Raw genomic sequence first — 25,490 nt, 5'->3', positions numbered from 1 at the left:
GCTCACCTATAGTCGACGGCGGGTGCGGACGCCAGAATGCGGCCGTTGCTGAGAATGTGGCGCGGGTCGAATGCGTCCTTGATGCCGGCGGCGAGGTCGAGCGTCACCGGATCGATGCGTTCGAGGAACGCCTTCTGCTTGACCCGGCCGATGCCGTGCTCGGCGCTGATAGAGCCGCCATAGCGATCGACGACGGTGAAGATCTCGGCTTCCGCCTGCTCGAACAGATGTTCCATCGCCTCGGTGCCCATGCCTTCCGGCGGCACGACGTTGAGGTGGATGTTGCCGTCGCCGACATGGCCGTAGGTGACGGCCAGCGCGTCGGGCCGGGCTTTCTCCAAGCCGGCCAGCGCATCGGTGACGAAATCGGCAAGCCTGGAGATCGGCACCGACACATCGGTGCGCAGGTAGCGACCGCCCCTGCCCTGCCGCTCGACCATGATCTCGCGATAAAGCCACAGTCGCTCGCCCTGCGCCCTGGTCGAAGCGATGACGCCGTCCTCGACGATGTCCTCGACGCTGCCGAGAAACCCCAGCAGCATATTGGAGAGGTCGATCAGCCCGCCCGACGACACCTCGATCAGCACATAGACGGGATAGGGCTGGCTGAGCGGATCGGGAAAATCCTGGCCTTCGCGCATGGTGATCTCGATGCCGCCGCGCAGGATCAGTTCGAAGGCGGTGAGCAAATCGCTGCAATCGCGCCGCGCCCTTGCATAGAGTGCCATCGCGTCCTCGACGGAGCGCAGGCCAACCAGCGCGGTTTCGATCTGCGTCGGCTTGGGGAATAGTTTCAGCGCCGCCGCGGTGACGATGCCGAGCGTGCCCTCCGAGCCGATGAAGATCTGCTTCAGATCATAGCCGCGGTTGTCCTTGCGCAGCACTTTCAGCCCGTTCCAGATGCGGCCGTCGGCCAGCACCACTTCGAGGCCAAGCACCAGGTCGCGCGTCATGCCGTAGCGCAGCACGTTGAAGCCGCCGGCATTGGTGGCGACATTGCCGCCGATGCGGCAGCTGCCCTGCGCGCCGAACGTGATCGGCAGCAGGCAGTCGCTCGCTTCAGCCTCGCGCTTGGCGTCCTCGAGGATGCAGCCGGCCTCGACCACCATGGCAAAGTCGATCGGGCTGATCGAACGGATACGGTTCATGCGCTCCAGCGAGATGACGATCTCGCCGCCATCCGCCGCCACTGCGGCGCCCACGAGCCCGGTCAGGCCGCCTTGCGGCACCACCGGAATGCGCTCGGCATGGCAGAACCTCATCAGCGCCGACATTTCCTCCACCGAAGAGGGCCGCGCCACGACCAGCGGCCGGCCGAAATGGTCGCCCGACCAGTCGCGGCTGTAGCGCGCCAGATCCGCTTCGTCGGTCAGCAGCCCGCCATTCGGCAGCACGCCGGCCAGGGCTGCGATCTGCGATGCGGAGGTTGGCGGCACGGCATTCATGGATTGGCTCTGGGCCCCTCGGCAAAACGACTGGACAAATATCGATGTTGTCGTGTTATCATACAACCCTGATTGAGAACATCAAGCGAGGCCGTCTTGCCGCCAAGCGTGCGATGTGGATGATCAGACCCGCAAAGAATTCGGAGGACTCCCCCAATGAGCGACGCCCCGGGCTTTCGCTATATGCACACCATGATCAGGGTGCTCGACCTTGACAAGTCGATCGCCTTCTACACCGAGGTGCTCGGCATGACCCTGCTGCGCCGCGACGACTACCCCGGCGGCAAGTTCACCAACGCCTTTGTCGGCTATGGCCCCGAGGACAAGGAAGCCGTCGTCGAGCTGACGCTGAACTGGGGCCGCGACGAACCCTACGAGATCGGCACCGGCTTCGGCCATCTGGCGCTCGGCGTCAACGACATCTACGCCGTCTGCGCCGAACTGGAAAAGCGCGGCGCCAAGATCCCGCGCAAGCCCGGCCCGATGCAGCACGGCACCACCCACATCGCTTTCGTCGAAGACCCCGACGGCTACAAGATCGAGCTGATCGGCCTCGACACGATGTGATCCGATCGGGCCGGACCGCATCGGCCTCGCGCCGATGCGGTCCCGTCCTGTCCGCGCTTGCCTGGGAGGCGGGATCACTTGATGACCGCGATCTTGCTGCGGTCGATGGTAATGGCGACGGCAGCGATCAGCACCGCGCCGAACACCATGTTTTCCAGGAAGATATTGACGCCGACAAAGGTCATGCCGATGCGCACGATCGAGATGATCAGCGCGCCGACCGCCGTGCGGGCAACGCCGCCGAGCCCGCCGGTGATCGCCGTGCCGCCGACGATGACGGCGGCGATGGCCGGCAGCAGCAGCTGGTTGGCCAGCACTGGCGAGCCGCTCGACAGCCTGGCCGCCAGCACGACGCCGGCGATGGCCGCGAGCATACCCGACGCGGCAAAGGCGATGATCTTGGTGCGGTTGACATTGATGCCCGCCGCCCACGCCGCCGGTTCGCCGGCGCCGACCGCGATCGCCTGGCGGCCGAAGCGCGTGTAGCGCAGCGCCAGAAAGGCGGCGATGCCGATCACCGTCGAAATCAGCACCACCACGGGAATGCCGGCGACAGTGGCGTTGATCCAGGCGGTGTTTTCGCGACCAGCCTCCTCGATGGTGATGGCGCGGCCATTGGAGACCCAGAGCGCAAGGCCGGTGACCACGCCGCCGGTGGCGAGTGTCGCGACGAAGGACGGCACGCGCAGCTTGACATGGACGACACCGCTCAACACGCCGAAGGCGAGCCCCGACAGGATCGCCACCGGAAAGGCGGCGAGGCCGAGCGACGGCAGCAATTGCGCCAGGATGACGCTGGCTAGTGACGCCACCGCCTGGATCGACAAATCGATGCCGCCGAGCAGAATGGCGAAGGTGACGCCGGTCGCCAGGATGAACAGCACGGAGGTGTTGGCAAACAAAAGCGCCACGGTTTCGCCGGTGAGGAAGCCGGGCGCGGCGATCTCGATGATCAGCAGCAGGCCGACCAGCAGGATCAGCGGAATGGCGCCTTGCGTCCACTTGCCCTCGAAAACCTGCCTGATGGAGAACGCCTCATTCATCGGTTCACACCATCGCCCTGAGAAGATCGACCTGGTTCGGCTTGTTGCCCGGACTGGCATCGAAGCGCGCGGTGATTGCACCGTCGCGCATCACCAGCACCTGGTGCGACAGACCGATCGTTTCCTCCAGCGTGTCGGAAATCAAAAGGATCGCCACGCCTTGCGCCGAGAGATCGCGCACCAATTCGTAGACCTCCTCCTTGGCGCCGACATCGAGCCCGCGTGTGGGATGGTCGAGCACCAGGATGCGCGAGCCCGCCGTCATCCAGCGCGCCAGCACCACCTTCTGCTGGTTGCCGCCGCTGAGCTTGCGGCAGGCGGCATCGGGACCGGGCGCCTTGATGCGCAGCCGCTTGATCCAGTCGGCGGCAAGCCGGCGCTCCTTGCCATAGTCGATGGCGCCATGGCGCATGACGCTGGAGAGATCGGCCAGCGAAATGTTCTCCGCGATCGACAGGAACATCACCAGCCCTTCGAGCCGGCGCTCGCGCGGGACATAGCCGATGCCCTTGCGCACAGCCGGCCCCGGCGAGGAGAAGCGCACGGCATCGCCGGCGATTTTCATCTCGCCCGCATCATGCTGGACGAAGCCGCCAACGGTGCGCGTCACCTCCTCGCGGCCGGAGCCGACGACGCCGGCAATGCCGACGATCTCGCCCGCCCGGATCGAGAGATCGACGCCGTGATAGTAGCCGTTGGCGCCAAGCCCCTTGGCCTCGACCATCACGATATCGCGCGGCGCGAGCTGGCGGGCCTCGCGGTAATATTCGGCCTGCAGGCCGCGCCCGACCATGATCTCGTGCAGCTCCGGCGCGGTGACTTCAGCTGCGCGGTGCTCGGCGACGACCGCGCCGTCCTTCATCGTGTAGACACGGTCGGAGATGTTGAGCACCTCGTCGAGGCGGTGCGAGACGAACACAAAACTGGCGCGGGATTTAAGCGAGCGCACCCGCGCGAACAGCACCTCGATATCAGCGGCGTTGAGCACCGAGGTCGGCTCGTCGAGCAGGATCAGCAACTGCCGCTCGACCACTTCCTCCAAGGTCAGCGCCTTGGCGAGCTCGACCATCTGGCGTGCGGCGAAGGTGAGTTCGGAGGTGCGCGCGGTGACGTCGATGTCGATGCCGATCTTGGCCAGTTGCCGCCGCGCCGCCGCGTTCATGGCGCGCCAATTGACGAGGCCGAAGCGGGTGAAGCGGTCCTCTTCGCCGAGATAGATGTTTTCGGCAACCGTCAGGTTCAGCACCAGCGACTGCTCCTGGAACACCATGCCGATGCCATGCCTGGCCGCATCACGGGCGTTGCGCATGCGCAGCTGTTCGCCATCCAGCGTGAGCGAGCCGCCATCCGGCCGGTAGCCGCCGGCCAGCACCCGCATCAGCGTCGACTTGCCGGCGCCGTTCTCGCCGATCAGCCCGACAACTTCATTGGGCCGCACCTCGATGGAGACGTCGCGCAGCGCCTGGACGCCGGGGAAATTCTTGATGATGTTGGACGCCTGCAGCATGGCGTTCACTTGACGATTTTCAGGCGGACACGGTCGAGCGACAGCGCCACCGCGGCGATGATCATCAGACCCTGCACCGTCTGCTGGATGTAGGGCGAGATGCCGAGCAGGATCATGCCATTGGCAAGCACGGTGACGATCAGCACACCGATCAGCGTGTTGACGACGCCGCCCTCGCCGCCGGTCAAAGCGGTGCCGCCGACGACCACTGCGGTGACCGCTGCAAACAGCCTGCCGTCGCCGATGACGGCGTGCGACTGGCCGAGCTGTGCCGCGGCCAGCACGCCGGCAATGCCGAAGAAGAACCCTGCCAGCGCAAAAGCGGTGATGCGCACGCGCACGACATTGACGCCGGAGAGCTTGGCGACATCCTCATCACCGCCGATCGCCAATATGTGGCGGCCGAGCTTGGTGTGATACTGGATGACGGTGGCGAGCAGGAAGGCGCCGAACGCGACCCAGACCGCCACCGGAAGGCCGAGGAAACGGTGCAAGGCCAGGTCGCGGATCGAGGCGTCGTTCAGCTTGATGGCCGTGCCGCCCAGCATATAGACCGACAGGCCGAGGCCGATGAACCACATGCCGAGCGTGCCCATGAAGGACGGGATGCGCAGCATGGTCTGGACGAGACCGCTGACGAAGCCCATGGCGGTGCCGGCGGCGATGGCAGCGAGCACCGCCCACCAGCCATAGTCGTTGCCGTTGCCGTCATTGGCGGCGAGCAGCACAAGCACCATCGCCGCCACCGAAAGCGTGCCTTCGACTGCGAGGTCGATGCTGCCCATCAGGATGATGAAGGTCAGCCCCATCGCCAGCGTCAGCGGCACGGCGGCGGAATTCGCAAGCCGCACCAGATTGCGCAGCTCGATGAAATTGGGGTTGGCAATGGCGATGAGTACGCAGAGTACAATCAGCACCGCCAGCGGCGCCAGGCTGCGCCAGCGCCTGCCGCCCAGGAATGTCGCGATGCGGCCGGGGAACGATGCCATGGGCGTCGTCCGCTCTATGTCCGAAACGGACTTCAGGGGTTCTGTATGGATTGTCAAGAAACCGCTTCCCGTCTGCTGGTGACAGCCGTCGCGACAAGGGGATCGCGACGGCTGCGGGAGGAAGCGGGCCGCCAGGGAGTTGCAGCCCACTCCGATGGATCAGGTGCGGATTGCTCCGGTGACCCGGCCCCACAGATCGTTCCAGTCGATCTCGGGCTTCGCATCGACATTGGTCTTGTAATATTCCTCGACATTGTCGTGCGAGATCAGCACCGCCTTGCCGTAGAACTCGCGGTGCTCCGGGGGCTCCTTGGTCGGGTCGAACTTGCCGATCTTGGCGTTGTAGCCGATGGCTAGACCCATGCCGCCCTGCCAGAACGGATCCGAAGTGACCGTGCAGGCGAACTCGCCGGTGCGCACCGCATCGACCGCCGTCTTGATGCCGTCGACGCCGACGATCGGCACCTTGCCGGCGAGATTTTCGGCACGCAGCGCTTCCAGTGCGCCGGAGCCCATATCGTCATTGGCCGCCCAGATGCCCTTGATGTCGTCGCCGAAGCGGGTGAGCAGATTGCCCATCAGGTCGAAGGCTTCGGTCGACTTCCAGTTGGCGACCTGAAAGTCGAGCAGCTTGATGTCCGGGTTGGCGGCGAGCGCCGCATCGAGGCCCTTCTTGCGTTCGATCGCCGCCGTGGTCGAGATCAGGCCGCCGAGTGCGACGATGCCGCCCTTGCCGCCAATGGTCTTGAACAGGATCTCGGCGATGGTCTTGCCGCTGTCGATGCCGTCGAACTCGATATGCGAGACATAGTTCGGGTTGAAATCCTTCGGGTGCAGATCCCCAGGCTTGTTCCACTGCGTCACCACATAGGCGCCGGCCTTGGCGCAGGCCTCGACGATCGGGCGCGCATCGGGCGTGTCGTTGGGATCGGAATTCAGCACCATGTTGCCGCCGGTCTTGGCCAGCATCGCCTTGATGTCGGCAATGCCCTTCTCGCTGTTGCCTTCCGAAACCAGCGTGACGTGTTCCAGCCCGGCCCATTTGGCATACGCTTCCGCGCCGGTCTTCCACACCGCGTGATAGGGGTTGGACAGCGAGCGGATCGACGTCACCAGAGTCGGCTTGTCCTGCGCGCGCAGCACGCTCGGCATGGCGAGTGCCGCCACGCCGGCGGTGGCGCCCATCATCAGCGTGCGCCGGTTGACCGCAAAATTCTTCGTGTCGTTCATACCTCGAAACCTCCCGATTGAATTCTGTTCCGCCCGGCATCTTGCGCAGGGAGCGCGGCCGGGACCTCCTGGTGAGGATCGTCAAGCTCCTCCACTTGTACGACAACCCTTCAACACGATAACCATACCCTTTCTCTTGACGTGGCACAAGCGACTTGAGATCGTCGCGCGCAAGAGGAAGGGGCGGTGATTTCACCGCTGGCAGGAGCTTGATCCCGAAAAGTGGGAACCGGTTTTCTCGGACAAACGGGAAACCGTTTTGTCCGGAGATCTTGCTCCCAAAAGAGAGCCTGTAGTGGAAATGACGGATTACATCATTGTCGGCGGCGGTTCGGCTGGCTGCATTCTGGCCGCCCGGCTGAGCGAGGACCCGGACGTGTCCGTCGTGCTGCTCGAGGCCGGTCCGCCCGACACCGATCGCTACATCCATCTGCCGGTCGGCTTCTTCAAGATGACGTCGGGGCCGCTGATCTGGGGCTATGACACCGCGCCCGGCAAGGAAATCGACGGCCGCACCATGGTCTATCCGCAGGCCCGCGTGCTCGGCGGGGGCTCCTCGATCAACGCCCAGGTGTTCACCCGCGGTTGCCCGCAGGATTATGACGGCTGGGCGGCTGACGCCGGCTGTGCCGGCTGGAGCTATGCCGACGTGCTGCCCTACTTCGTCCGCTCCGAGGGCAACGACACTTTTGCCGATGCGCAGCACGGCACTGACGGCCCGCTCGGCGTCTCCAGCGGCGCGCCGCATCCGCTGACCCGCATCTTCGTCAAGGCGGCGCAGCAGGCGGGCCTTCCTTTCCGGGCCGACTTCAACGCCGGTGAGCAGGCGGGCGCCGGCTTCTACCAGACGACGACGCGTCGGGGGAAACGCTCGAGCACGGCGGTCGCCTATCTGAAGCCGGCGCTCGGCCGCAAGAATCTGACGCTACGCACCGACGCCTCGGTCAGCCGCATCGTGGTCGAGAACGGCCGCGCCATCGGTGTAGAGATCATCGTCAATGGCCGCACCGAACTGCTCCGCGCCGAGCGCGAAGTCATCGTCGCCGCCGGCGCCATCGGCTCGCCGAAATTGCTGATGCTGTCCGGCATCGGCCCGGCCGTGCATCTCGGCCAGCACGGCATCAAGGTGGTCCACGATTCCAAAAACGTCGGCCAGAATCTGCACGATCACATGGACGTCGATGTCGTCGCCGAGCTCAACGGACCGCACGGCATCGACCGTTACAAGAAGAAGCGCTGGCAAGCGGTCGCCGGTCTTGAATATGCGCTGTTCGGCAAGGGGCCGGTGGCCTCCAACATTGTAGAGTCCGGCGGCTTCTGGTGGGGCGACCGCGCGGAGAAGACGCCGGACATCCAGTTCCATTTCCTGCCCGGCGCCGGCGTTGAGGAAGGCATCGGCTCGGTTCCCGGCGGCAATGGCTGCACGCTGAACTCCTACCATGTGCGCCCGCGTTCGCGCGGCAGCGTCACGCTCAAGTCCGCGGACCTGCGCGATGCGCCCATCATCGACCCCAACCCGTTCGCCGAGCGCTATGATCTCGAACGCGCCATCGACGGCATCGAGATCAGCCGCGAAATCCTGTCGCAGCCAGCCTTCGCCAGATACATCAGCCGCGAGCATCTGCCCGGCAAGGCGATGCAAGGGCGCTCAGCACTCGAAGCCTTCGCCCGAGAACATGGCCGCAGCGCCTATCACCCAGTCGGCACCTGCCGGATGGGCGGCGATGCCGACAGCGTCGTCGATCCCGAGTTGCGCGTGCGCGGTCTGCAAGGCCTGCGTGTCTGCGACAGCTCGGTCATGCCAAGCATCGTGTCCTCCAACACCAACGCGGCCGTGGTCATGATTGCGGAGAAGGCTGCGGATCTGATTGCGGGGCGAACGCTGCCGGTGGCGTAAGCAGGACAATCGCATGTGGTGGCGCCACGCGATTGCCCTGCCTTGAGCACCTGTCGCTGAGCGCATAGCACTCGAACCGCACTAAAAACGACAGCCTCCCGCAGCGCCTTCAACCGACGCTTGCGCAACCCACCAACCGACCGGAAACCCCCGGTTGCGGGCTCGTTGCCGACGCCTGCGCGGGGATGTGAAAGCGCTTTTGCGCCAGTTCCGCGATCACACCATATGAACCGATCCAAGCTCTGCTAGCTTGTGGGCGTGGGACTTGTCCCGCTTTGGCCGGTGCTTCAGGCAACCCCATCCCAACCCCCGCCCCCTGCGGTACCGGCCATCCCCCTCCCCCTTTTGGCAGGCTTCTCGACCTGCCATCCTCAGCCGTCCCTGCCAACTTCGAGGTCGACGACGAGGCCTGATGCGTGGCATGCAAATCAAGACCATCGGCAGCGTATCGAGGGATTTCACATCGGCTGTCTGGACGACGTCCTGGAGAGCGACAGATCGGGGTCGAGCCGCCTCAGCTCCCGGTTGATGGCCGCCAGGCGCTCCGGTTCGCCTTCCGTGTTGCAGACATTGAGAGTAACGACGCGTAAGCGCATCAGCGAACCACCGCCGCGATGCGTTCCAACGTGGTGCGCGAAACGGCTCGGCCATCGGCGCGGTTCGGCTTGCCAAATGCCGCCATGCCGCCCATACACGGCTTGAACAACCGCCCCGAGGGTCTGCGCCCATTTTGCCAAAGGATACTCTCCGATGTCTGTGACGCCGTCCCCCTGGTCAAAGCCGTGACGGCCTCCCTCGCAAGCCTGGGCTGGACGGATTTCTTCGGCGACCAGCTTGAAGCCGATGAGGCAGACCTCGTGCCGACGCGCATCGCCTCGGTGCACCGCGACCGCCTGGCCGGCCTGTCCCGGGCAGGGCCAGTGGATCTGACGCTGCCGGCCAATGCCAACACCGGCGACTACGCCGTCGGCGACTGGGTGCTGGTCGAGCAGCATACACATCTGCTGCTCCGCCGGCTGACCCGCAAGACGGTGCTGGAGCGCCGTACCCAGGGCGGCAGGATCCCGCAGCTGGCCGCGGCCAATGTCGACACGCTGTTCATCGTGACGTCCTGCAATGCCGATTTCAACATCGCCCGGCTCGAGCGCTATCTGGCGCTGGCCAACGAGGCTGGAACGACGCCGGTGATCCTGCTGACCAAGGCCGACACCGCTGACGATGCCGAGAGATACCAAAGCCAGGCTGCCGCCCTTCAGCGTGGTTTGCCCGTAGTGACGCTGAACCCGCGCGTCGCCGATGCCGCAGCGGCGCTTGCTCCCTGGTGTGGCGCAGGGCAGACGGTGGCGCTGGTCGGCTCCTCCGGGGTCGGCAAATCGACGCTGGTCAACACGCTGGCCAGATCGGCGCAGCAATCGCCGCAACAGACGGCGGGCATCCGGGAACACGATGCCAAGGGTCGCCACACCACCACGGCGCGGTCGCTGCACCCCATTGCCGGTGGCGGCTGGGTAATCGACACACCGGGCATGCGCACGCTGCATGTCAGCGACGTCGCCTCCGGCATCGACACGCTGTTTGCCGAAATCACCGAGCTCACACCGCTGTGCAAATTCCGCGACTGCACCCATGTCCACGAACCGGGCTGCGCGGTGCAGGCTGCGTTGAAGGCGGGTACGCTCGACCCCGAGCGCCTTGCCCGCTGGCGCAAGCTGTCGGAGGAAAACCAGGGCAACACGCCGGTTCAGAGCGGCCCGCGCGGCAACAAATCTCCCGCGAGCCGCCCGAAGCGGCGTTGAACATCCGGAAAATTCCAGCGAGAGAAATTGGAGGCCTGGCCATGTGCCGGGCCTCCGTGCTTTCACTCTCCCCGCATCGTCGCCTGGAATGTCGGCAGGTGCTTCTGCTGCGCCTCCAGCATGCGCTCGCGGTAGACGCCGTAGATGACGTCGGTGTCGTGCAGCGTCACGCCGGCAATGGTCGGCGAGGCGAAGACCGGCAGTTCGATGCCGCGCTTGGCGAGCTGCTCGGCCGTGCGCGCGATCAGCTCATGCGCCAGGATCATGGCAAGCACCGTCGATGAGCCCGACACCGGCCGGCTCCAGCCCTCGACCGGCACGATGGCGTCCTCGATCGGCGAACAGGTGTCGATGACGAGGTCGGCGGCATCCGCCAGCCGCTTGCCGGACGAGTGCGTCGCCGGTTTGTCCAGATTGTTCTTGCTGGTGACAGCGACGACGAACATGCCGCGCTTCCTGGCGTAGAGCGCGGTGTCGATGCCCGACGAGTTGCGGCCGCTATGGCCGAAGATTATGATGGAATCACCCTTGTTGAGCGGCTGGTGGTCGAGGAATTTCTCGGCGTATTTTTCCGTCCGCTCCAGCCACAACAGCTCGCGCACGCCGCCGGCGCCGAGCACATTGTGCCACATCACGCGCGGGTCGGTCAGCGGGTTGAAACCGACATAGCTGCCATAGCGCGGAAACACTTCCTGCACCGGCAGCACCGAATGGCCGGAGCCATAGAGATGCACCAGCCCGCCGCCCTCGAGGGAGTCGGCAAAGCGGCTGGCGGCCTGGCCAAAGGCCTCTTCATTGGCTTTCGCAGCCTGGTCGATGAGGGCGGCGAGACGGTGGATGTAGAGATCGGACACGTGGGTACTCCTGTTTGCTGTGTCGGTCTGGAATGGATCAGCTTCTCGGGTTCAGCGGCACGCGTCCGGCGCGCAGCGTCGAGCGGATTTCGTAGCGGTCGCCGCGCATGATCGAGACGGTGAATTCGAACGGGCCGCGCTCGTCGGTGGTGATGCGTTCGACGACGAAGGCCGGGCTGCCGACAGCGAGGTCGAGCAGTTCGGCGTCCGCCGCGCCGACCGCGCCGACCCGGTAGTTCTCCCGCGCGGCCACCGGCACGATGCCGTAATGGCGCTCCAGCGCCTCGTAGAGCGAGCCCTGCAGCAGGCCGGCATCGAGGAAGCCCGGCACGCGCACCGCCGACAGCTGCGCCGTCTGGATGCCGATCGGCTCGTTGTTGCCGAGCCGCAGCCTGCGAATGCGCACCACCGGATCGCCCTCCTCGATCTCCAGCGCGCCGGCAGCCGCCGCATTGGCGGTGGTCAGGCTGCAGTCGAGCAGGCGCGAGCCCGCGACCACGCCCATATTGCCCATCTCCTGGGTAAAGCTGGTCAGCTCGCGCGTGCCGGCGACCAGCGTGGTCGAGCGCACGAACGTGCCGCGGCCATGTTCGCGCCTGAGCAGTCCTGCCTCCTCGAGATTGCGCAAGGCGTGGCGCAGCGTGATGCGGCTGACGCCGAACAGGGCGCACAGCCTGTCCTCCGCCGGGATCTGGTCGCCCGTTGCCCATTCGCCGCTCTTGACGATGGCTCGGATCGCCTCTTCGACCTGGTACCAGAGCGGCTCCGGCCGTCTGCGGTCCGGTTGCTGAAAGCTTGCTTCGCTCATCGCACCTGCCTCCACCCTTGCCCAACGGCGCCGGCCAGCGCCGCGCCGACCAGACCGGCGCGGGGACCGAACTTTCCAGCCTTGACGTCGATGCCGCGCAGATGTGGCGGCAGTTGACGTCGCAGCGCCGCAAGCAGCGGCGGCCGGATCACATCCAGCGCCTCCGCCAAACCACCCGAAATCAGCACCGCTTGCGGATCGAGCAGCGCGACAGCGCCTGCCAGCGCGGTGCCGAGCTGTCGCGCCGGCAGTTCAAGCAAGGTGAGTGCAGCCAGCTCGCCGGCCTGGGCAGCGGCGATCAGTTGGCGGCCGTCGGCAAGGCCGATCTGGCCGGCAAGGGCATCGAGCGCCCGGCCCGACGCAACGCGCTCCAGCCAGCCGCTGCGCTCTTCACCATGATCCCTCACGTCGGCGCAGGCCCAGCCGAACGAGCAGGCGCCGCCATGCGCGCCGGCAACGATGCGGCCATTGGCCAGCACCGCCGAACCGATACCGGTGCCGATGGCGAGCAGGATCGCATCCGGCATGTTTTTCGCACTGCCTTCGACAGCCTCTCCCAGCAGCGCGATCTGTGCGTCATTGCCGAGCGCTACGCGCACTTTGGGAAACAGCGGCTGGATATCGACGCCGTCGAGGAACGGCAAGTTGGGGATCCAGCGGCAGATTGAGCCCTCGACCAGACCCGGCACCGCGATGCCAAGCGCTGAGACCGACCCGGCCTCAGTGCACAGCGCGTCGATGCGCGCAATGAAGGCATCAAGGGTTGCCGGCGCCGGCTCGCTGCCCAGCGCCTCCAACGCACCGACATCGCCCGTAGATACGGCAGCGCGCAGATTGGTGGCGCCGAGATCGATGGCGAGTACCCGCGTCATCGACCCGACCCTTTGCCGAAGGGGAGCGAGAACAGACCGCTGCCGGCATTCCACGAATGCGACGCCGCCGCGAAGGCCTGCGCATGGCGCGTGCCGCGCAGGCAGCCGCGCAGCCGGTAGAGCGAACTGTAATAGTCGACATAGGGGAAGCTGCTCAGGCCGCGCGCCAGCTCATACTCCATGACCGCGTCGCGCCAGGCCTCGAACCCGTCGCTGACATCGACGAGATGCTCGGGCCGGAAGCCGTCATCGTCCTCCCAGTTCTCGCCGAACAGCAGCAGTTGCGGCGTGTGCGCCGGATGGTCGCTGGCAACGGTCGGCAGTCCGGCGAAGAAGATACCGGTCTTCGTCAAATGGGCGGCGGCGCGATGGTCCTTGTGCCAACTGCCATGCCAATGGGTGATGACGATCTCGGGTTTCAGCTCGCGAATGATGTCGCCCACTTCGAGCGCCGTCTGATCGTCTGTGGGCAGGAAGCCGTCGCGCAGGCCAAAGCCACGCATGGTGACGCCGAGCCGCTCCGCCGCGCTGCCCGCTTCCTCTTCCTTCTGCACGCAATAATGCGCGGGAACCAGGTACGGATGGCCCTGCTCACCCATGGTCAGATGCAGGAAGGTCACCGTGGCGCCGCGCTTGACGGCAGCGGCCGCCAGCGGCCCGGCCATCACCTCGGCATCGAAGGCGTGCGCGCCGACCACCAGGATGGATTTCGCCGCATAAATTCTGTCTTCGATCATTTCATGCCTCCTCCGGTGCCCACGCCTTCGCGAATCTGGCGCGCCAGCAGACAATACATGATCAGGATGGGCGCCATGGATATCGCCAGCGAGGCGAACACCAGGCCCCAGTCGGTGCGGAACTGGCCGACGAAGATGCTGATCGCCAGCGGCACCGTCTTGTAGCGGTCGTCGAAGATGAAGATCAGCGGGAAGAAGAAATCGTTCCACACCGCGATCGCGGTGAAGATGGCCACGATCGACACCGCCGGCTTGACCATCGGCAGGATGATCTGGAACAGGATGCGGACCTCGCCGGCGCCGTCCATGCGCGCGGCCTCGTCCAACTCGGAGGGCAAGACGCGCATGAAATTGGCGAAGATGAAGACGGCGAAGGGAATGCGGATCGCCGAATAGACCAGGATCAGCCCGGTCAGCGAATCCAGCAGGCCGAGATTGCGCATCAGCGTGAACAGTTCGACCGAGGCCAACCGGATGGGCAGCATGATGCCGGACAGGAACAGGCCGAGCATGATGGCATTCCAGCCAAGCTTGTAGCGGCTGAGCGGATAGGCGGCCATCGCCGAGACGACGATGGTGAGGATGACGGCGCCGCCCGTGACGATCAGGCTGTTGATGAAATTCTGGCCGAGATCGGCGCGCGTCCAGGCGTTGATGAAATTGTCGAAGGCAAAGCTTTGCGGCAGGCCGAGCCTGTTGTCGTAGATCTCGGCCGTGGTCTTGAAACAGGAGACGACAAGGATGTAGAGCGGCAACAGCACAGCCGCCGTCCAAACGACCAGCACCGTCCAGCCGGGCAGCCGCGCCAGCTGCCGAGAGATGTCTGGCCTCTGCGCAATCGCCAGCGCGCTCATAGCTGCACCGTGCGGCGGTCGAAGAAGCGCAGCATCATGAGCGTGCCGATGCTGAGGATCAAAAACAGCACGGTGCCGAGCGCCAGCGCCAGACCGATATCGGTGATGCCGACAGCGCCTTCCGCGCCGAAGGCCAGCCGGTAGAAGTAGGTCACCAGCGTGTCGGTCGAATAGCTCGGATTGCCCTGCACGCCCTGCATGACATAGACGATGTCGAACTGGTTGAAGGTGTTGATGAACGACAGCGTCGTCAGCGTGCCCAGCGCCGGCATCAGCAGCGGCAGCGCGATCGAGAACAGCATGCGCGCATTGCCGGCGCCGTCAAGTTTTGCCGCCTCGAAAATCTGGCCGGAAATCTGCCGCAGACCTGCCGTGTAGATCAGCACCGGCAGGCCCATCCAGTTCCAGGCATCGACGGCGATCAGCATGGCGAGCGCGGTGTGGCTGTTGCCGAGCACAGTCAGGCTGCCCTGGTGCAGGCCAAGCCCGTTCAGCGCCCATTCGACGACGCCGCCCGGTGCCAAAAGCAACCGCCACAGCGCGCCGACGATGACCGGGCTCAGCACCGCCGGAAAGAAGAACACCGACTGGAAGAACGCAGCACCCCTGTCGCGCAGGAACAGCAGCCAGGCGAACAAAAGCCCGATTCCGTTCTGGAACAGCATGATGCCGAAGAACCAGGCGGTGTTGTGCCACAGCGCGCCGTAGATCCGCGCGCCGCTGGGGAAAACGAACAGCCTTGAGAAATTCGACAGGCCGGCGAACTCGACCATGCGCAGCCCCTTCCAGACGAAGAAGCTGCCCCACAGCGACATCCCCAGGGGATAGAGGACGAACAGCGCATAGACCGCCAGCGCCGGCAGGATGAACAGCACGGCCATGCGCTGCTGCGTGCGGCGAAGGCTGCTGGTGCGGCGAAGGGTGCTCATGCGCTTTTCTGGTCCGTGAGAGGCCGGCCGCTTTTGCGACCGGCCGCGCCTACTGCTTCGGCTTGAACCAGGTGGCGACCGCGGCCTGCATGTCGGCCGCCAGCTTCTCCGGCGCGATGTTGCCTTCGACCATGTCGATGATCTCCGACTGCAGCACCGAAGACGCCGTCGGCGACTGCCAGCGGAAGCCGACCAGCGTCAGATAGGGCGTCGAATTCTTCGCCATCTCCATCATCGCGGCCAGCACTGGATCCTTCACCGTCACATCCGTGCGGGCCGGCGGCCAGCCGAGCTCGTCGGCGAACATCTGCGCGAACTCTGCCGAAGCCATGAAGCCCAGCACCTTGGTCGCGGCTTCCTTGTTTTGGCTCTCGGAGACCAGGCCATAGGAGCCGTCGGAGAAGGCCGAGGTGTAGAGCTTTGCCCCGGCATCGTCGGCGGGGAACGGGAAGATCGAGAATTTCAGTTTCGGGTTCTGCGCCTTGAAGCTGCCGTTCTCGAACGAACCGCCGAGGAACATCGCCGCCTTGCCGCCGATGAACTGCTGCGTGGCGGTGGTGTAGTCGATGCCGGCGAAACCATCGGGGAAATACGGCTTCAGCTCGGCAAAGCGCTTCAGCGCCGCGACATAGCGCGGATCCTCGAAGGTCGCCTTGCCGCTCATCATCTCGTCGTAGAAGCCGGGACCATAGACGGTCGGGCCGACGACGCCGACGGCGATCTCCAGCTCCCAGGCCGAGCCGTTGGCGCCGCCGGTGGCGATCGGCGTGATGCCGGCCGCCTTCAGCTTCTCGCAGACAGCGGTGAAATCCTTGTAGGTCTTGGGGATCTCGATGCCTTGGGCGGCGAAAATATCCTGGTTGTAGAAGACGCCCATCATCGGCACCGAGTAGGGCACGCCATAGAGCTTGCCGTCGCTGCGGCCGCGCGCGCCGCCAAGCGCCGCGTCCTCCATGTTCTTCAGCTCCGGCACGCTGTCGTCCAGCGCGTCGAGATAGCCGGCCTCGACGAAGGGCTGCAATTCGCCATAGGCCTTGAGCTGCGCGATGTCGGGCCCGCGCCCGCCGCGCAGCGCCGTGCTCAGCCGGTTCTGGTAGTCGGCATCCGGCGTGAACTGGATGGCGACCTTGATGCCGGGATTCTTCGCCTCGAAGGCATCGAAGATGCGGCGCATCGCCGCCTCGTCCTCGGTGCGCCAGCTCCACAGCGTCACCGTGCTGTCGGCGGCTCGCGCCGGCAATGAGGCAAAGACGCCGGCGCAGGCGGCGGCAAGGCCGCCGATCAGCCTAAGCGCTGCGCGCCGGTGAAGTGAAAGCATGCTCATTGCCAGTCTCCCATTGTTCTCTGTGCTTGGCGTCCCGCGGCGTTCCCGTGCCGTGAGAAGTCATTGGTTCGGCAAAAGTCATTATAACGACATAGCGGTATTCGCAAGAGGTCTGCTGCGCCTCAGGAATGGCGGCGTTGGCCCCCTCACGACATTGCAGTACCTGCATCCATTTGTTACCTAACGATAAATATCCACATTCAAGCGCCGCAAAGAAATCTGTGACCGTACCATGTGAGACTTTTTCGCCAGCAAGCCCTTGCGTCGCCGCGCTGACTTGTCATAACGTCATTGTGAACCGATAGGAGGATGAGGAATGTCGTTTGCCTGGACGTCGAAACTGGCACTGGCCGCAGGCCTCGCCATCCTGCCCACCACCGGCTGGGCGCAATCGGTCAACATCTCCTATCTCACCCACTGGTCGCCGGAGACGGTCGCGCTGCTGGAAGCGGCGGCCAAGGATTATGCCAAGACCAATCCGGATGTCAGCGTCACCGTGCGCGCCGTCCCCTTCGGCGACCTCCTGACCACGCTGCGCTCGCAAGGCGGCGGCGCGGACGGCCCGACGATCGGCGGCATCTACGATCTCTGGTTGCCGGAACTGGCGCGCGACAAGCTGGTCGCGCCCGCCCCCGATGCGGTGGCCAGCGAGGTCAAGGCCGCATGGCCGGCGGGCATCACCAGCGCCGCCTCGGTCGGCGGCACGCTCTACGGCATCCCCAACGAAATCGACGTCTATGCGCTGAACTACAACAAGGCGCTGTTCAAGCAGGCCGGCATCGCGGCGCCACCCAAGACCTGGGACGAGTTCAAGGATGCGGCCAAGAAGCTGACCAACCAGGATGCGGGACAGCAAGGCTTCGGCATGATCAACTCCTGGGCGGCCGGCGTCGTCCACCCCTTCGCCTCGCTGCTGGTCTCCAATGGCGGCGACCTGGTCAAGGACGGCAAGCCGGTGCTCGACAGCCCGCAGGCCGCGGAGACTTTCCAGCTCTATGAAGACCTGATCAAGTCGGGCGCCAGCGTGCCGTCGATGGCGACAGCCGACGCCAACACCACCGGCCCCTTCCTCGACAATTTCGTCTCCGGCAAGACCGGCATGATCATCATGGCCAATTGGTGGGAGAGCGCACTGAAGGCCGGCATGGGCGACAAGTTCGCCGACATTGCAACGGCGCCGCTTCCCGTCGGCCCGAGCGGCGACAAGCCGCATTCGATCTCCTACTCCTGGATGACCGTGGTCAACGCCAATGCAGGTGCGGCCGAGCAGAAGGCGGCATGGGACTTCCTCGCCTGGCTGAACAATCCAAAGTCCGGCAAGAACGGCGCTTCCGCGATGTCGGATATCCTGATGTCGATGGGCATCCTGCCCTCACGCCTCTCCGACATCGAGGCGCACAAGGACAAGCTCGGCTCGGAATTCCTCTCCGGCTATGTCAGCGTGCTCACCGACGCCAAGCCGTTCCCTGTCGTGCCCGGCGGCCAGGAATTCTCGGAATCGCTGCAGCAGACGCTCGAGGCGTTGCAGTATGGCCAGGTCTCGGCCAAGGATGCGCAGGCGACGGCGCAGGCCGACGCCATTTCGATCCTGGAGCGCGCCGCCAAATAATGATTCAGAGGTACCGTGCCTCGGCGGGCATCATGCTGGCGCCCGCCGTGACGCTGATCGGCATCTTCGTCCTGTTGCCGATGCTGCTCACCGTCTGGCTGTCGTTCCAGGACTGGTCGACGCAGACACCGTTTTCCAGCGCCGGCTTCATCGGCCTCGACAATTTCCGCGAGATTTTCGGGGTCTCCTCGGTCGGCCGCGATTTCAAGGCCGCGCTCGCCAATACCGCGATCTACACCGCGCTCTCCGTCATCCTCATCCTGCCGCTGTCGGTGGCCTTTGGGCTGATGGTCTACCAGCGCGATGTCGCCGGCGGCACGGCGCTGCGCACGGTGCTGTTTGCCACCTACATGGTGCCGATGATCGCCGTGGCGCTGGTCTGGTCGAAACTCTATTCGCCGAGCGAAGGCCCGCTCAACCAGATGCTCGGCCTGATCGGCATCGGCCCGCAGCCTTTCCTGTCGTCGCCGCGCTCGGCGCTGATCTCGATCATCTTCCTCAATGTCTGGCAACAGGTCGGCTATTTCACCGTGCTGGCGATCGCCGGGCTGACGCAGATCCAAGGCAGCCTCTACGAGGCGGCGAAGCTCGATGGCGCCAGCCGCTTCGAGCAGTTCCGCTTCATCACGCTGCCGCTGATGCGGCGCACGCTGCTGTTCAGCGCCGTCATCGCCATCATTAACGCCGTGCAGGTGTTCGAGCCGGTTGCCCTGATCACGCAGGGCGGGCCGGTCGGCTCGACCAATGTGCTGACCTACCACATCCGCCGCGTCGGCATCGAGCGTGCGCAGGGTGGACTGGGTTCGGCCATGGCGGTGATGCTGATGCTTTCGCTGATTGTCGTCATCTGCGCGCTGTTTGCCTTCGCCAACCGGAAGAACGGCGAATGAGCGCGGGATCGTCGAGCCGGCTGTCGCGCCGGCGCCCGTCCGGCCACAAGGCGCTGCTGGCGACGCTGATGCTGCTGGTCGCCGTCGCCTCGGCCTTCCCGCTGGTATGGATGGTGCTGTCGAGCCTCAAGACGCCGGCCGAGAGCATGCAGGTGCCGCCGGTGTGGATCCCCCTTACGCCGAGCTTCGACGCCTATGAGAAGGTGTCGGGCGTGGTCAATGTCGGCCGCTCGATGTGGAATTCCCTGGTCATCGCCTCGATCACCACCGCCGGCATCCTGTTGACCAGCATGATGGCCGGCTACGCCTTCGCCAAATACCACTTCCCCGCCAAGTCGCTGCTGTTCTCTGTGCTGATCGCCACCATGTTCCTGCCGCCGATCGTGACGCTGATCCCGCTCTATCGCCTGGTCGGCTCGATCGGCCTCAACGCCAGCCTCGCCGGCATCATCGTGCCCAATCTCGCCAATGCTTTCGGCATCTTCCTGATGCGCCAGTTCATCTCCGGCGTTCCCGACGAGCTCATCGACGCCGCGCGCATGGACGGCGCCTCGGAGTTCTTGATCCTCTACAAGATCGTCGCTCCCAGCGTCGCCCCCGCAATCGCGGCTCTGGCCCTCTTCGCCTTCGTCTATCACTGGAACAGCTATCTGTGGCCGCTGACCGTGCTGCAGGGCAATGCCGACGCCTATCCGATCGTCATCAGCCTGAGCCGCCTGCTCAGCTACAACAGAGGCGCGGTCAACACCGGCCTGGTGATGGCCGGCGCCACGCTCGCCGTGCTGCCGCCGCTCATCCTGTTCGTCTTCCTGCAGCGCTTCTTCGTCGATTCCATCGTCGGCTCGGCGATCAAGGGATAGCGCACCAAACCCTCAAGCGCTCGGCCTGGTTCCGCCACAGATCAGATAGTAGCACTCGTCGTAGCGCATGTAGTCAGCCGCGCCCTTGTCCGGCCATTCGCCCGTGTCGAAACGGATTTTGAGAAGGCTTCTGCACTGCGCCACCTTCGCTGCATTGCTGTCCGGGAACAGGGTGACGAGCAGGCCTTGCGGAGCGCCGAAGGAAACCGCCGAGAGAACGAGGCAGCCGAGGCTGGCAGCAAGGAAGAGAGACAAGTTGCGCATTGTTACCGAATACGGCTGGGCCGATGCTCTGACAATGAACAACCGATATCATGATTAACACATGCGTAGCAGTGTTTTGCCCAGTAAAGCGACCGAAGAGTACTTGGCGCCCCGCCGCTGCCAGGTCTGCTGCGGCGGCGGTAGCGCCTTCGGCAGGTCAATCCCTTAGGGCAACGCCAGTCCCCCAGGTGATTGCTTCTACCGCTGAAACACGGCAGCTCCCGTCCTCACCCGAACCTTGCCGCCGTCCAAGCCCCACCAGCCGCATCCGACTCCACCGCCGCCGCAACAAACTTCACCCCGCGCGCGCCCTCCACCACATCGGGCACCTGCGCCGCGCGCGCCGCATCCACCACCCCACCAGAGCGATGGGCGCGAATGATATCAGCGGCGTCGCGGTAGAAATTGGCGAAGGCCTCGATATAGCCTTCCGGATGTGCCGCCGGCATGCGCGACACGCGCTGGGCCTCCGCCGTCGAGCCATGGCCCCCGCGCACCAGCGTGCGGGTTTCCTCGCCATAGACGGAAAAGCGCAGTTCCTCCGGCCGGCCGCCCGACCATTCTAGGCCGGCTTTGTCGCCATAGATGCGCACGGAGAGATCGTTGTAGTGGCCGGGCGACGTCTGGCTGGCCAGGATCGTGCCGCGCGCCGCGCCGGTCCAGCGCACCAGCACATGCGCATTGTCGTCGAGCCGCCGTCCCGGCACGGCGGTGAACAGATCCGCCGACACGGCTTCAGCCTCGCAGCCGGAGATATAGCTTGCCAGGTTGAAGGCATGCACGCCGATATCGGCCAGCACCGCCGACTGCCCAGCGCGCGCCGGATCGGTGCGCCACTCCGCCTGCTTCTGGCCCTCGGCGTCGATCGGCTTCGTCAGCCAGTCCTGGATGTAGGCGCCATGCACGGACACTATGCGGCCAAGCGCGCCCGCCGCCACCATCTCACGCGCCTGGCGGACCATGGCGTAGCCGGTGTTGTTGAGCGTGACGACGAAGCGACGCTTTTTCTCCCGCGCCAGCGCCACCAGCGCCTCGGCCTCATCCAGCGTCGTCGACAGCGGCTTGTCGCAGATGACGTCGATGCCGGCCTCGAGAAAGGCCGTGGCGATCGGCGCGTGCAGATGGTTGGGCGTGACGATGACCACCGCCTCGATGCCGTCCGGCCGCGCTGCTTCGGTTCGCGCCATCTCGCGATAGTCGGCATAGCTGCGATCCGGCGCGATGCCGATCTCGGCGGCCGATGCGGCGGCGTTTTCCGGGTCCGACGACAGCGCGCCGGCGACCAGCACGATCTGGTCGTCGAGGCGCATGGCGAGCCGATGCACCGCGCCGATGAAAGCGTTGCGGCCGCCGCCGACCATGCCGACCCGCAGCCGCTTGCCCGCCCATCCGTCCGATGTTGCGTAGACCATGTTTCCTCCTGGGAAGACAGTTTTGCCGTCGTCGAGTTCTGTCGCCGCCCCCCTCTGTCCTACCGGACATCTCCCCCACGAGGGGGGAGATCAGGCACCACAGCGGCCTTTGCCAATCTCAGACGTCGCAAGAGGGCGCCGAAGGCGAAACTGCCAATCTCCCCACCCGTGGGGGAGATGTCCGGCAGGACAGAGGGGGGCGCCGTAGAGCGCTGCTTTTGACCGCTCGCATCAGTCACACTTTCGAACATGATTTCCAATTTTCATATTGTAAAACGATCGTATCGCGCTAGCCTGAAATCATGAGTGGGGCAAGCAAGGCATCCGCACGGTCCAGCACCGACGAGGCGGCGACGCGCAAGCGCGGGCGCTCTCTGGCCGCGCTCGGCTACATCCAGCCGCAGACCTATGAGGAGCTGCGCGCCGTGCTGTCGTCGGGCACGGTGCACTTCCCCAAGCGGCTGCGCCAGGTGGCGATCTTCCTGTGGCAGCACCCGAGCGACGTCGCGCTCGGCACCATCGCGCAGGTTGCGGCACAGGCCGGCGTGCAGCCCTCGACGCTGGTGCGCTTTGCCCAGATCTTCGGCTATTCCGGCTTTTCCGATTTCCAGGGCCTGTTCAAGGAGCACATCAAGGGCTCATGGCCGGAAGGGCGCGGCGAACCGCGCACCGAGACCGAGCCAAATCTGCATTTCCTGCACGGCATGGTCGGCGCATCGCAGGCCTCGCTGGGCCGCATCGAGACCGGCTTCGACGTCGAGAGTTTCGACAAGATGGTGGCGCTGCTGGCGGCGGCCGAGCTGATCTATGTCATCGGCTCCAAGCGCGCCTTTCCCGTCACCGCCTATCTCTCGCTGACGCTCTCGCAACAAGGCGTGCGCAACGTGCTGGTCGACAATGTCGGGTCCTCGGCACTCGACCAGATCGGCTGCATCGGCGGCCGGGATGCCGTGCTCGCTGTCTCCTTCAGCCCCTACAATTCGATCACGCCCGATCTCGTCGCGGTGGCGCATGAGCGCAAGGCGCGTATCGTCACCGTCACCGACAGCACCTTCAGCCCGCTGATCCCGCTCTCGGACAGCTGGCTGGAAGTGGTGGAATCCGACTTTGCCGGCTTCCGCTCACTGGCGGCCTCGCTCGCCGTTGGGATGGCGCTGGTCCATGGCGTGGCGGCGCGGCGCGACGAATGAGGCGTCACTGGTCCAATTGACAATCGGGAATTGCCGTTCCATATTTCTCAAAATAGAAACTTTATTCCCGGGAGGAGGAATGGAGATCCGGCTTGACGGCAAGGTGGCTCTGGTCACCGGGTCGACGCAAGGCATTGGCCGCGCCATTGCCGAGACGCTGGCGCGTTCCGGTGCCGCCGGGCTGCTGGTCACCGGGCGCGAGAGGGCGCGTGGCGAGGCCGTGGCGGCCGAGCTTTCGCAATTGGGCACGCCGACCATCTTCGTCGCCGCCGACCTTGCCGATGCTGACGCCCCCACCCTTCTGGCGCAGGCCTGCATCGAGCGCTTCGGCCGCATCGATGCGCTGGTCAACGCCGCCGGCCTGACCGATCGCGCCTCTTTCCTCGACGCCAGCCTCGACGATTGGGCGGCGCTGTTTGCCGTCAATGCGCGCGCGCCGTTCTTCCTGATGCAGGCGGCGATTGCCGACATGAAGCAGCGCGGCCAAGGTGGCGCCATTCTCAACATCCTGTCGATCAATGCCCATTGCGGCTCGCCGGAGCTTGCCGTCTATTCCGCCACCAAGGGCGCGCTGGCGACGCTGACCAGGAACGCCGCCAACGCCCACCGTTTCGACCGCATCCGCGTCAACGGCATCAATGTCGGTTGGACGGACACGCCGGCCGAACGCATCATGCAGGCGGAGACTTTGGGCAACGGCCCTGGCTGGCTTGAGAAGGCCAATGCCGCGCAGCCTTTCGGCCGGTTGCTGACGCCGGACGACATCGCCAGCCTCGCCGTCTTCCTGCTGTCCGACGCCGCCGGCCCGATGACCGGCGCGGTCATCGACCAGGAGCAGGCGGTGATCGGGGCGAACCGGTGAGCGCCTCCACCGAAACGCTTGGGCCGGCGCTGCTCGACCGCTTGCCGGCCTCGGTCCAGACACCGTCCTATGACCGTATGCTCCTGGCGCCCGGCATGGCGCATCTCGGCGTCGGCGCTTTCCATCGCTGCCATCAGGCCGAATACACCGACGATCTCATCTCGCTGCGCTTCGACCGCTGGGGCATCGTCGGCATCAACATCCGTCCGCCCAGCCTTGCCGACACGCTGGGACGGCAGGGCGGGCTCTACACAAGGCTGATCCGCGAGAACAGCCACATCGAGGCGCGCGTCATCGGCAGCATCGTCCGGGTGGTCGACAGCCAGGAGAGTGCGGCACCGGCGCTCGGCGTGCTGATCTCACCCGATATCGAGCTAGTGACGATGACGGTGACCGAAAAAGGCTATTGCCACATCCCGTCCAGCGGCGAACTCGACCTCGGCCACCCTGATATCGTCCATGACCTCGCCAACCCCGAGACGCCGCGCAGCGTGCCCGGCCTGTTGGTGCGGGCGCTGGAGCAGCGCCGGGCCACGCATGGGCGGCCGCTGACGCTGCTGTCCTGCGACAACATTCCGGCCAATGGCGTCATCCTCGGCAACGTCGTGCGCAGCTTTGCCGAACCGCGCGGCAATGGGCTGGCCGATTGGATCGCGGCCAACGTCGCATTCCCCTCGGCCATGGTCGACCGCATTGCGCCGGCGGTGACGCAGGATGACCTCGATAGTGTCGAACAATGGTTCGGCTACCACGATGCCGCCGTCGCTGTCGGTGAGCCGTTCCGGCAGTGGGTGATCGAGGAAAAATTCGCCGGCCGCATGCCGCGCTGGGATCTGGTCGGCGCCACCTTCGTCGACGACGTCACGCCGTTCGAGCATCTCAAGATGCGGGTGCTGAACGGCGCCCAGACGACACTGGCTACGCTCGGCGTGCTGGCCGGGCTCGAGCACACATCGGATGCCATAGCCAACCCGCTGCTGTCGGACTTCATCAGGCGCATGCTGGTCGAGGAGACTGTGCCGACGCTGATGCCGGTATCCGGCGTCCTGCCGCTCGCCTATGTCGAGCAGAGCCTTGCCCGGCTGAAGAACACCGCGATCCGCCACCGCAACCACCAGGTCGCGACCGACGGTTCGCAGAAGATCGTCCAGCGCCTGCTCAACCCGATCCGCGACCGGCTGAGCCAGGGCCAAAGCATCGGGCTGCTGTCGGTGCCGGTCGCCGGCTGGATGGCCTATCTGATCCAGGCCTCGGGACGTTTCGGCAGACGCTGGCCGGTGTCGGACCCCTATGCCGGCAAGGTCGCCGCAATCGCCGACGCGACCGGTCACGATGCCAGCGCGCTGGTGTCCGCCATCCTTGCCATCGACGGGATATTCGACCCCGGCCTTGCCGCCGACGATACGTTCCGCGCGGCCGTCACATCGGCGCTGGGCGACCTGCTGTCGGACGATCCGATGGCGGCTGTCCGGCACAGTCTTGAACAAGATGAGGTCGCGAGGTTGAAGCGATCCAAACAATCGGCATTATAGTCGTCGGGTCTAGGGAGGC

Annotated in this window: 24 protein-coding genes; 9 read left to right on the top strand and 15 right to left on the bottom strand. The window is 65.3% G+C overall.

Annotated features, from left to right (window positions below; all coding sequences use genetic code 11):
- Positions 1–2: 2 nt before the first annotated feature.
- Positions 3–1,445, bottom strand: a complete 1,443-nt coding sequence (locus tag NKL06_RS21895; RefSeq protein ID WP_023691898.1) for an FAD-binding oxidoreductase — start codon at positions 1,443–1,445, stop codon at positions 3–5.
- 156 nt (positions 1,446–1,601) lie between these two features.
- Here NKL06_RS21895 and gloA point away from each other — a divergent pair, with 156 nt between their 5' ends.
- Entirely contained in the window at positions 1,602–2,012 is a 411-nt protein-coding gene (gene gloA / locus NKL06_RS21890; protein WP_023691899.1) for a lactoylglutathione lyase, read from the top strand.
- Positions 2,013–2,086: 74 nt separating this feature from the next.
- Here the strand turns inward: gloA and NKL06_RS21885 are convergent, their stop codons facing one another.
- From NKL06_RS21885 to NKL06_RS21870, 4 genes are all read right to left on the bottom strand, one after another.
- Complete coding sequence (locus NKL06_RS21885) at positions 2,087–3,055, bottom strand: ABC transporter permease (RefSeq protein ID WP_023691900.1); 969 nt, start codon at positions 3,053–3,055, stop codon at positions 2,087–2,089.
- A 4-nt stretch (positions 3,056–3,059) separates the two neighbouring features.
- Complete coding sequence (locus tag NKL06_RS21880) at positions 3,060–4,562, bottom strand: sugar ABC transporter ATP-binding protein (RefSeq protein ID WP_023691901.1); 1,503 nt, start codon at positions 4,560–4,562, stop codon at positions 3,060–3,062.
- Between the two features lie 5 nt (positions 4,563–4,567).
- Positions 4,568–5,551, bottom strand: coding sequence for an ABC transporter permease (locus tag NKL06_RS21875; RefSeq protein WP_023691902.1), 984 nt, complete (start codon positions 5,549–5,551; stop codon positions 4,568–4,570).
- 159 nt (positions 5,552–5,710) lie between these two features.
- Positions 5,711–6,781, bottom strand: a complete 1,071-nt coding sequence (locus tag NKL06_RS21870) for a sugar ABC transporter substrate-binding protein (RefSeq protein ID WP_023683136.1) — start codon at positions 6,779–6,781, stop codon at positions 5,711–5,713.
- Positions 6,782–7,082: 301 nt separating this feature from the next.
- Here NKL06_RS21870 and NKL06_RS21865 point away from each other — a divergent pair, with 301 nt between their 5' ends.
- Positions 7,083–8,678, top strand: a complete 1,596-nt coding sequence (locus NKL06_RS21865; protein WP_023691903.1) for a GMC family oxidoreductase — start codon at positions 7,083–7,085, stop codon at positions 8,676–8,678.
- A gap of 458 nt (positions 8,679–9,136) precedes the next feature.
- Here the strand turns inward: NKL06_RS21865 and NKL06_RS21860 are convergent, their stop codons facing one another.
- Positions 9,137–9,274, bottom strand: coding sequence for an endonuclease/exonuclease/phosphatase family protein (locus NKL06_RS21860; RefSeq protein ID WP_023691904.1), 138 nt, complete (start codon positions 9,272–9,274; stop codon positions 9,137–9,139).
- Between the two features lie 174 nt (positions 9,275–9,448).
- Here NKL06_RS21860 and rsgA point away from each other — a divergent pair, with 174 nt between their 5' ends.
- Positions 9,449–10,474 (top strand): ribosome small subunit-dependent GTPase A, encoded by a 1,026-nt coding sequence (gene rsgA, locus NKL06_RS21855; RefSeq protein WP_023691905.1) that lies wholly within the window; start codon positions 9,449–9,451, stop codon positions 10,472–10,474.
- A 62-nt stretch (positions 10,475–10,536) separates the two neighbouring features.
- Here the strand turns inward: rsgA and NKL06_RS21850 are convergent, their stop codons facing one another.
- Genes NKL06_RS21850 through NKL06_RS21820 form a run of 7 tightly spaced genes read right to left on the bottom strand, consistent with a single transcriptional unit; the run spans position 10,537 to position 16,852 of the window.
- The gene (locus NKL06_RS21850) at positions 10,537–11,328 is read right to left on the bottom strand and encodes a sugar isomerase domain-containing protein (RefSeq protein WP_023691906.1); all 792 of its coding nucleotides are present in this window, start codon (positions 11,326–11,328) and stop codon (positions 10,537–10,539) included.
- A 37-nt stretch (positions 11,329–11,365) separates the two neighbouring features.
- A complete protein-coding gene (locus NKL06_RS21845; protein WP_023683130.1) occupies positions 11,366–12,136 on the bottom strand; it encodes a GntR family transcriptional regulator in 771 nt (256 codons plus the stop codon).
- Positions 12,133–13,008, bottom strand: coding sequence for an ROK family protein (locus NKL06_RS21840; RefSeq protein WP_023691907.1), 876 nt, complete (start codon positions 13,006–13,008; stop codon positions 12,133–12,135). Before NKL06_RS21840 ends, NKL06_RS21845 begins: the two co-directional genes overlap by 4 nt.
- Positions 13,005–13,745 (bottom strand): PIG-L deacetylase family protein, encoded by a 741-nt coding sequence (locus NKL06_RS21835; protein ID WP_031195993.1) that lies wholly within the window; start codon positions 13,743–13,745, stop codon positions 13,005–13,007. The genes NKL06_RS21840 and NKL06_RS21835 overlap by 4 nt, the downstream gene beginning before the upstream one ends.
- The gene (locus tag NKL06_RS21830) at positions 13,742–14,599 is read right to left on the bottom strand and encodes a carbohydrate ABC transporter permease (RefSeq protein ID WP_023691908.1); all 858 of its coding nucleotides are present in this window, start codon (positions 14,597–14,599) and stop codon (positions 13,742–13,744) included. Before NKL06_RS21830 ends, NKL06_RS21835 begins: the two co-directional genes overlap by 4 nt.
- Complete coding sequence (locus NKL06_RS21825) at positions 14,596–15,528, bottom strand: carbohydrate ABC transporter permease (RefSeq protein WP_023683126.1); 933 nt, start codon at positions 15,526–15,528, stop codon at positions 14,596–14,598. Before NKL06_RS21825 ends, NKL06_RS21830 begins: the two co-directional genes overlap by 4 nt.
- Positions 15,529–15,577: 49 nt before the next feature.
- Positions 15,578–16,852 carry an extracellular solute-binding protein gene (locus NKL06_RS21820; protein ID WP_023683125.1) on the bottom strand — a complete coding sequence of 425 codons (1,275 nt, stop codon included), beginning with the start codon at positions 16,850–16,852 and terminating at the stop codon, positions 15,578–15,580.
- A 316-nt stretch (positions 16,853–17,168) separates the two neighbouring features.
- On the opposite strand from NKL06_RS21820, the gene NKL06_RS21815 reads away from it, so the two are divergent.
- From NKL06_RS21815 to NKL06_RS21805, 3 genes are read left to right on the top strand one after another with little or no spacing between them, the layout of a single operon-like run.
- Positions 17,169–18,461 carry an ABC transporter substrate-binding protein gene (locus tag NKL06_RS21815; RefSeq protein WP_023691909.1) on the top strand — a complete coding sequence of 431 codons (1,293 nt, stop codon included), beginning with the start codon at positions 17,169–17,171 and terminating at the stop codon, positions 18,459–18,461.
- Positions 18,461–19,351 carry a carbohydrate ABC transporter permease gene (locus NKL06_RS21810; protein WP_023691910.1) on the top strand — a complete coding sequence of 297 codons (891 nt, stop codon included), beginning with the start codon at positions 18,461–18,463 and terminating at the stop codon, positions 19,349–19,351. Before NKL06_RS21815 ends, NKL06_RS21810 begins: the two co-directional genes overlap by 1 nt.
- Positions 19,348–20,211, top strand: coding sequence for a carbohydrate ABC transporter permease (locus NKL06_RS21805; protein ID WP_023691911.1), 864 nt, complete (start codon positions 19,348–19,350; stop codon positions 20,209–20,211). The genes NKL06_RS21810 and NKL06_RS21805 overlap by 4 nt, the downstream gene beginning before the upstream one ends.
- Before the next feature lie 12 nt (positions 20,212–20,223).
- Here the strand turns inward: NKL06_RS21805 and NKL06_RS21800 are convergent, their stop codons facing one another.
- A complete protein-coding gene (locus NKL06_RS21800; protein WP_023683121.1) occupies positions 20,224–20,475 on the bottom strand; it encodes a hypothetical protein in 252 nt (83 codons plus the stop codon).
- A gap of 227 nt (positions 20,476–20,702) precedes the next feature.
- Positions 20,703–21,887 (bottom strand): Gfo/Idh/MocA family protein, encoded by a 1,185-nt coding sequence (locus NKL06_RS21795; protein ID WP_023691912.1) that lies wholly within the window; start codon positions 21,885–21,887, stop codon positions 20,703–20,705.
- 302 nt (positions 21,888–22,189) lie between these two features.
- On the opposite strand from NKL06_RS21795, the gene NKL06_RS21790 reads away from it, so the two are divergent.
- The 3 genes from NKL06_RS21790 to NKL06_RS21780 all read left to right on the top strand — a co-directional run bounded on the left by NKL06_RS21790 (position 22,190) and on the right by NKL06_RS21780 (position 25,471).
- Positions 22,190–23,077 carry a MurR/RpiR family transcriptional regulator gene (locus NKL06_RS21790; protein WP_023691913.1) on the top strand — a complete coding sequence of 296 codons (888 nt, stop codon included), beginning with the start codon at positions 22,190–22,192 and terminating at the stop codon, positions 23,075–23,077.
- Between the two features lie 79 nt (positions 23,078–23,156).
- The gene (locus NKL06_RS21785) at positions 23,157–23,939 is read left to right on the top strand and encodes an SDR family oxidoreductase (protein WP_023691914.1); all 783 of its coding nucleotides are present in this window, start codon (positions 23,157–23,159) and stop codon (positions 23,937–23,939) included.
- A complete protein-coding gene (locus NKL06_RS21780; protein WP_023691915.1) occupies positions 23,936–25,471 on the top strand; it encodes a mannitol dehydrogenase family protein in 1,536 nt (511 codons plus the stop codon). The genes NKL06_RS21785 and NKL06_RS21780 overlap by 4 nt, the downstream gene beginning before the upstream one ends.
- Positions 25,472–25,490 lie beyond the last annotated feature (19 nt).

Source organism: Mesorhizobium sp. C268A (assembly GCF_040324475.1).
GTDB lineage: Bacteria > Pseudomonadota > Alphaproteobacteria > Rhizobiales > Rhizobiaceae > Mesorhizobium.
Note: the sequence above shows the minus strand (reverse complement) of the source record. Positions and strands in the feature narration are given on the sequence as shown.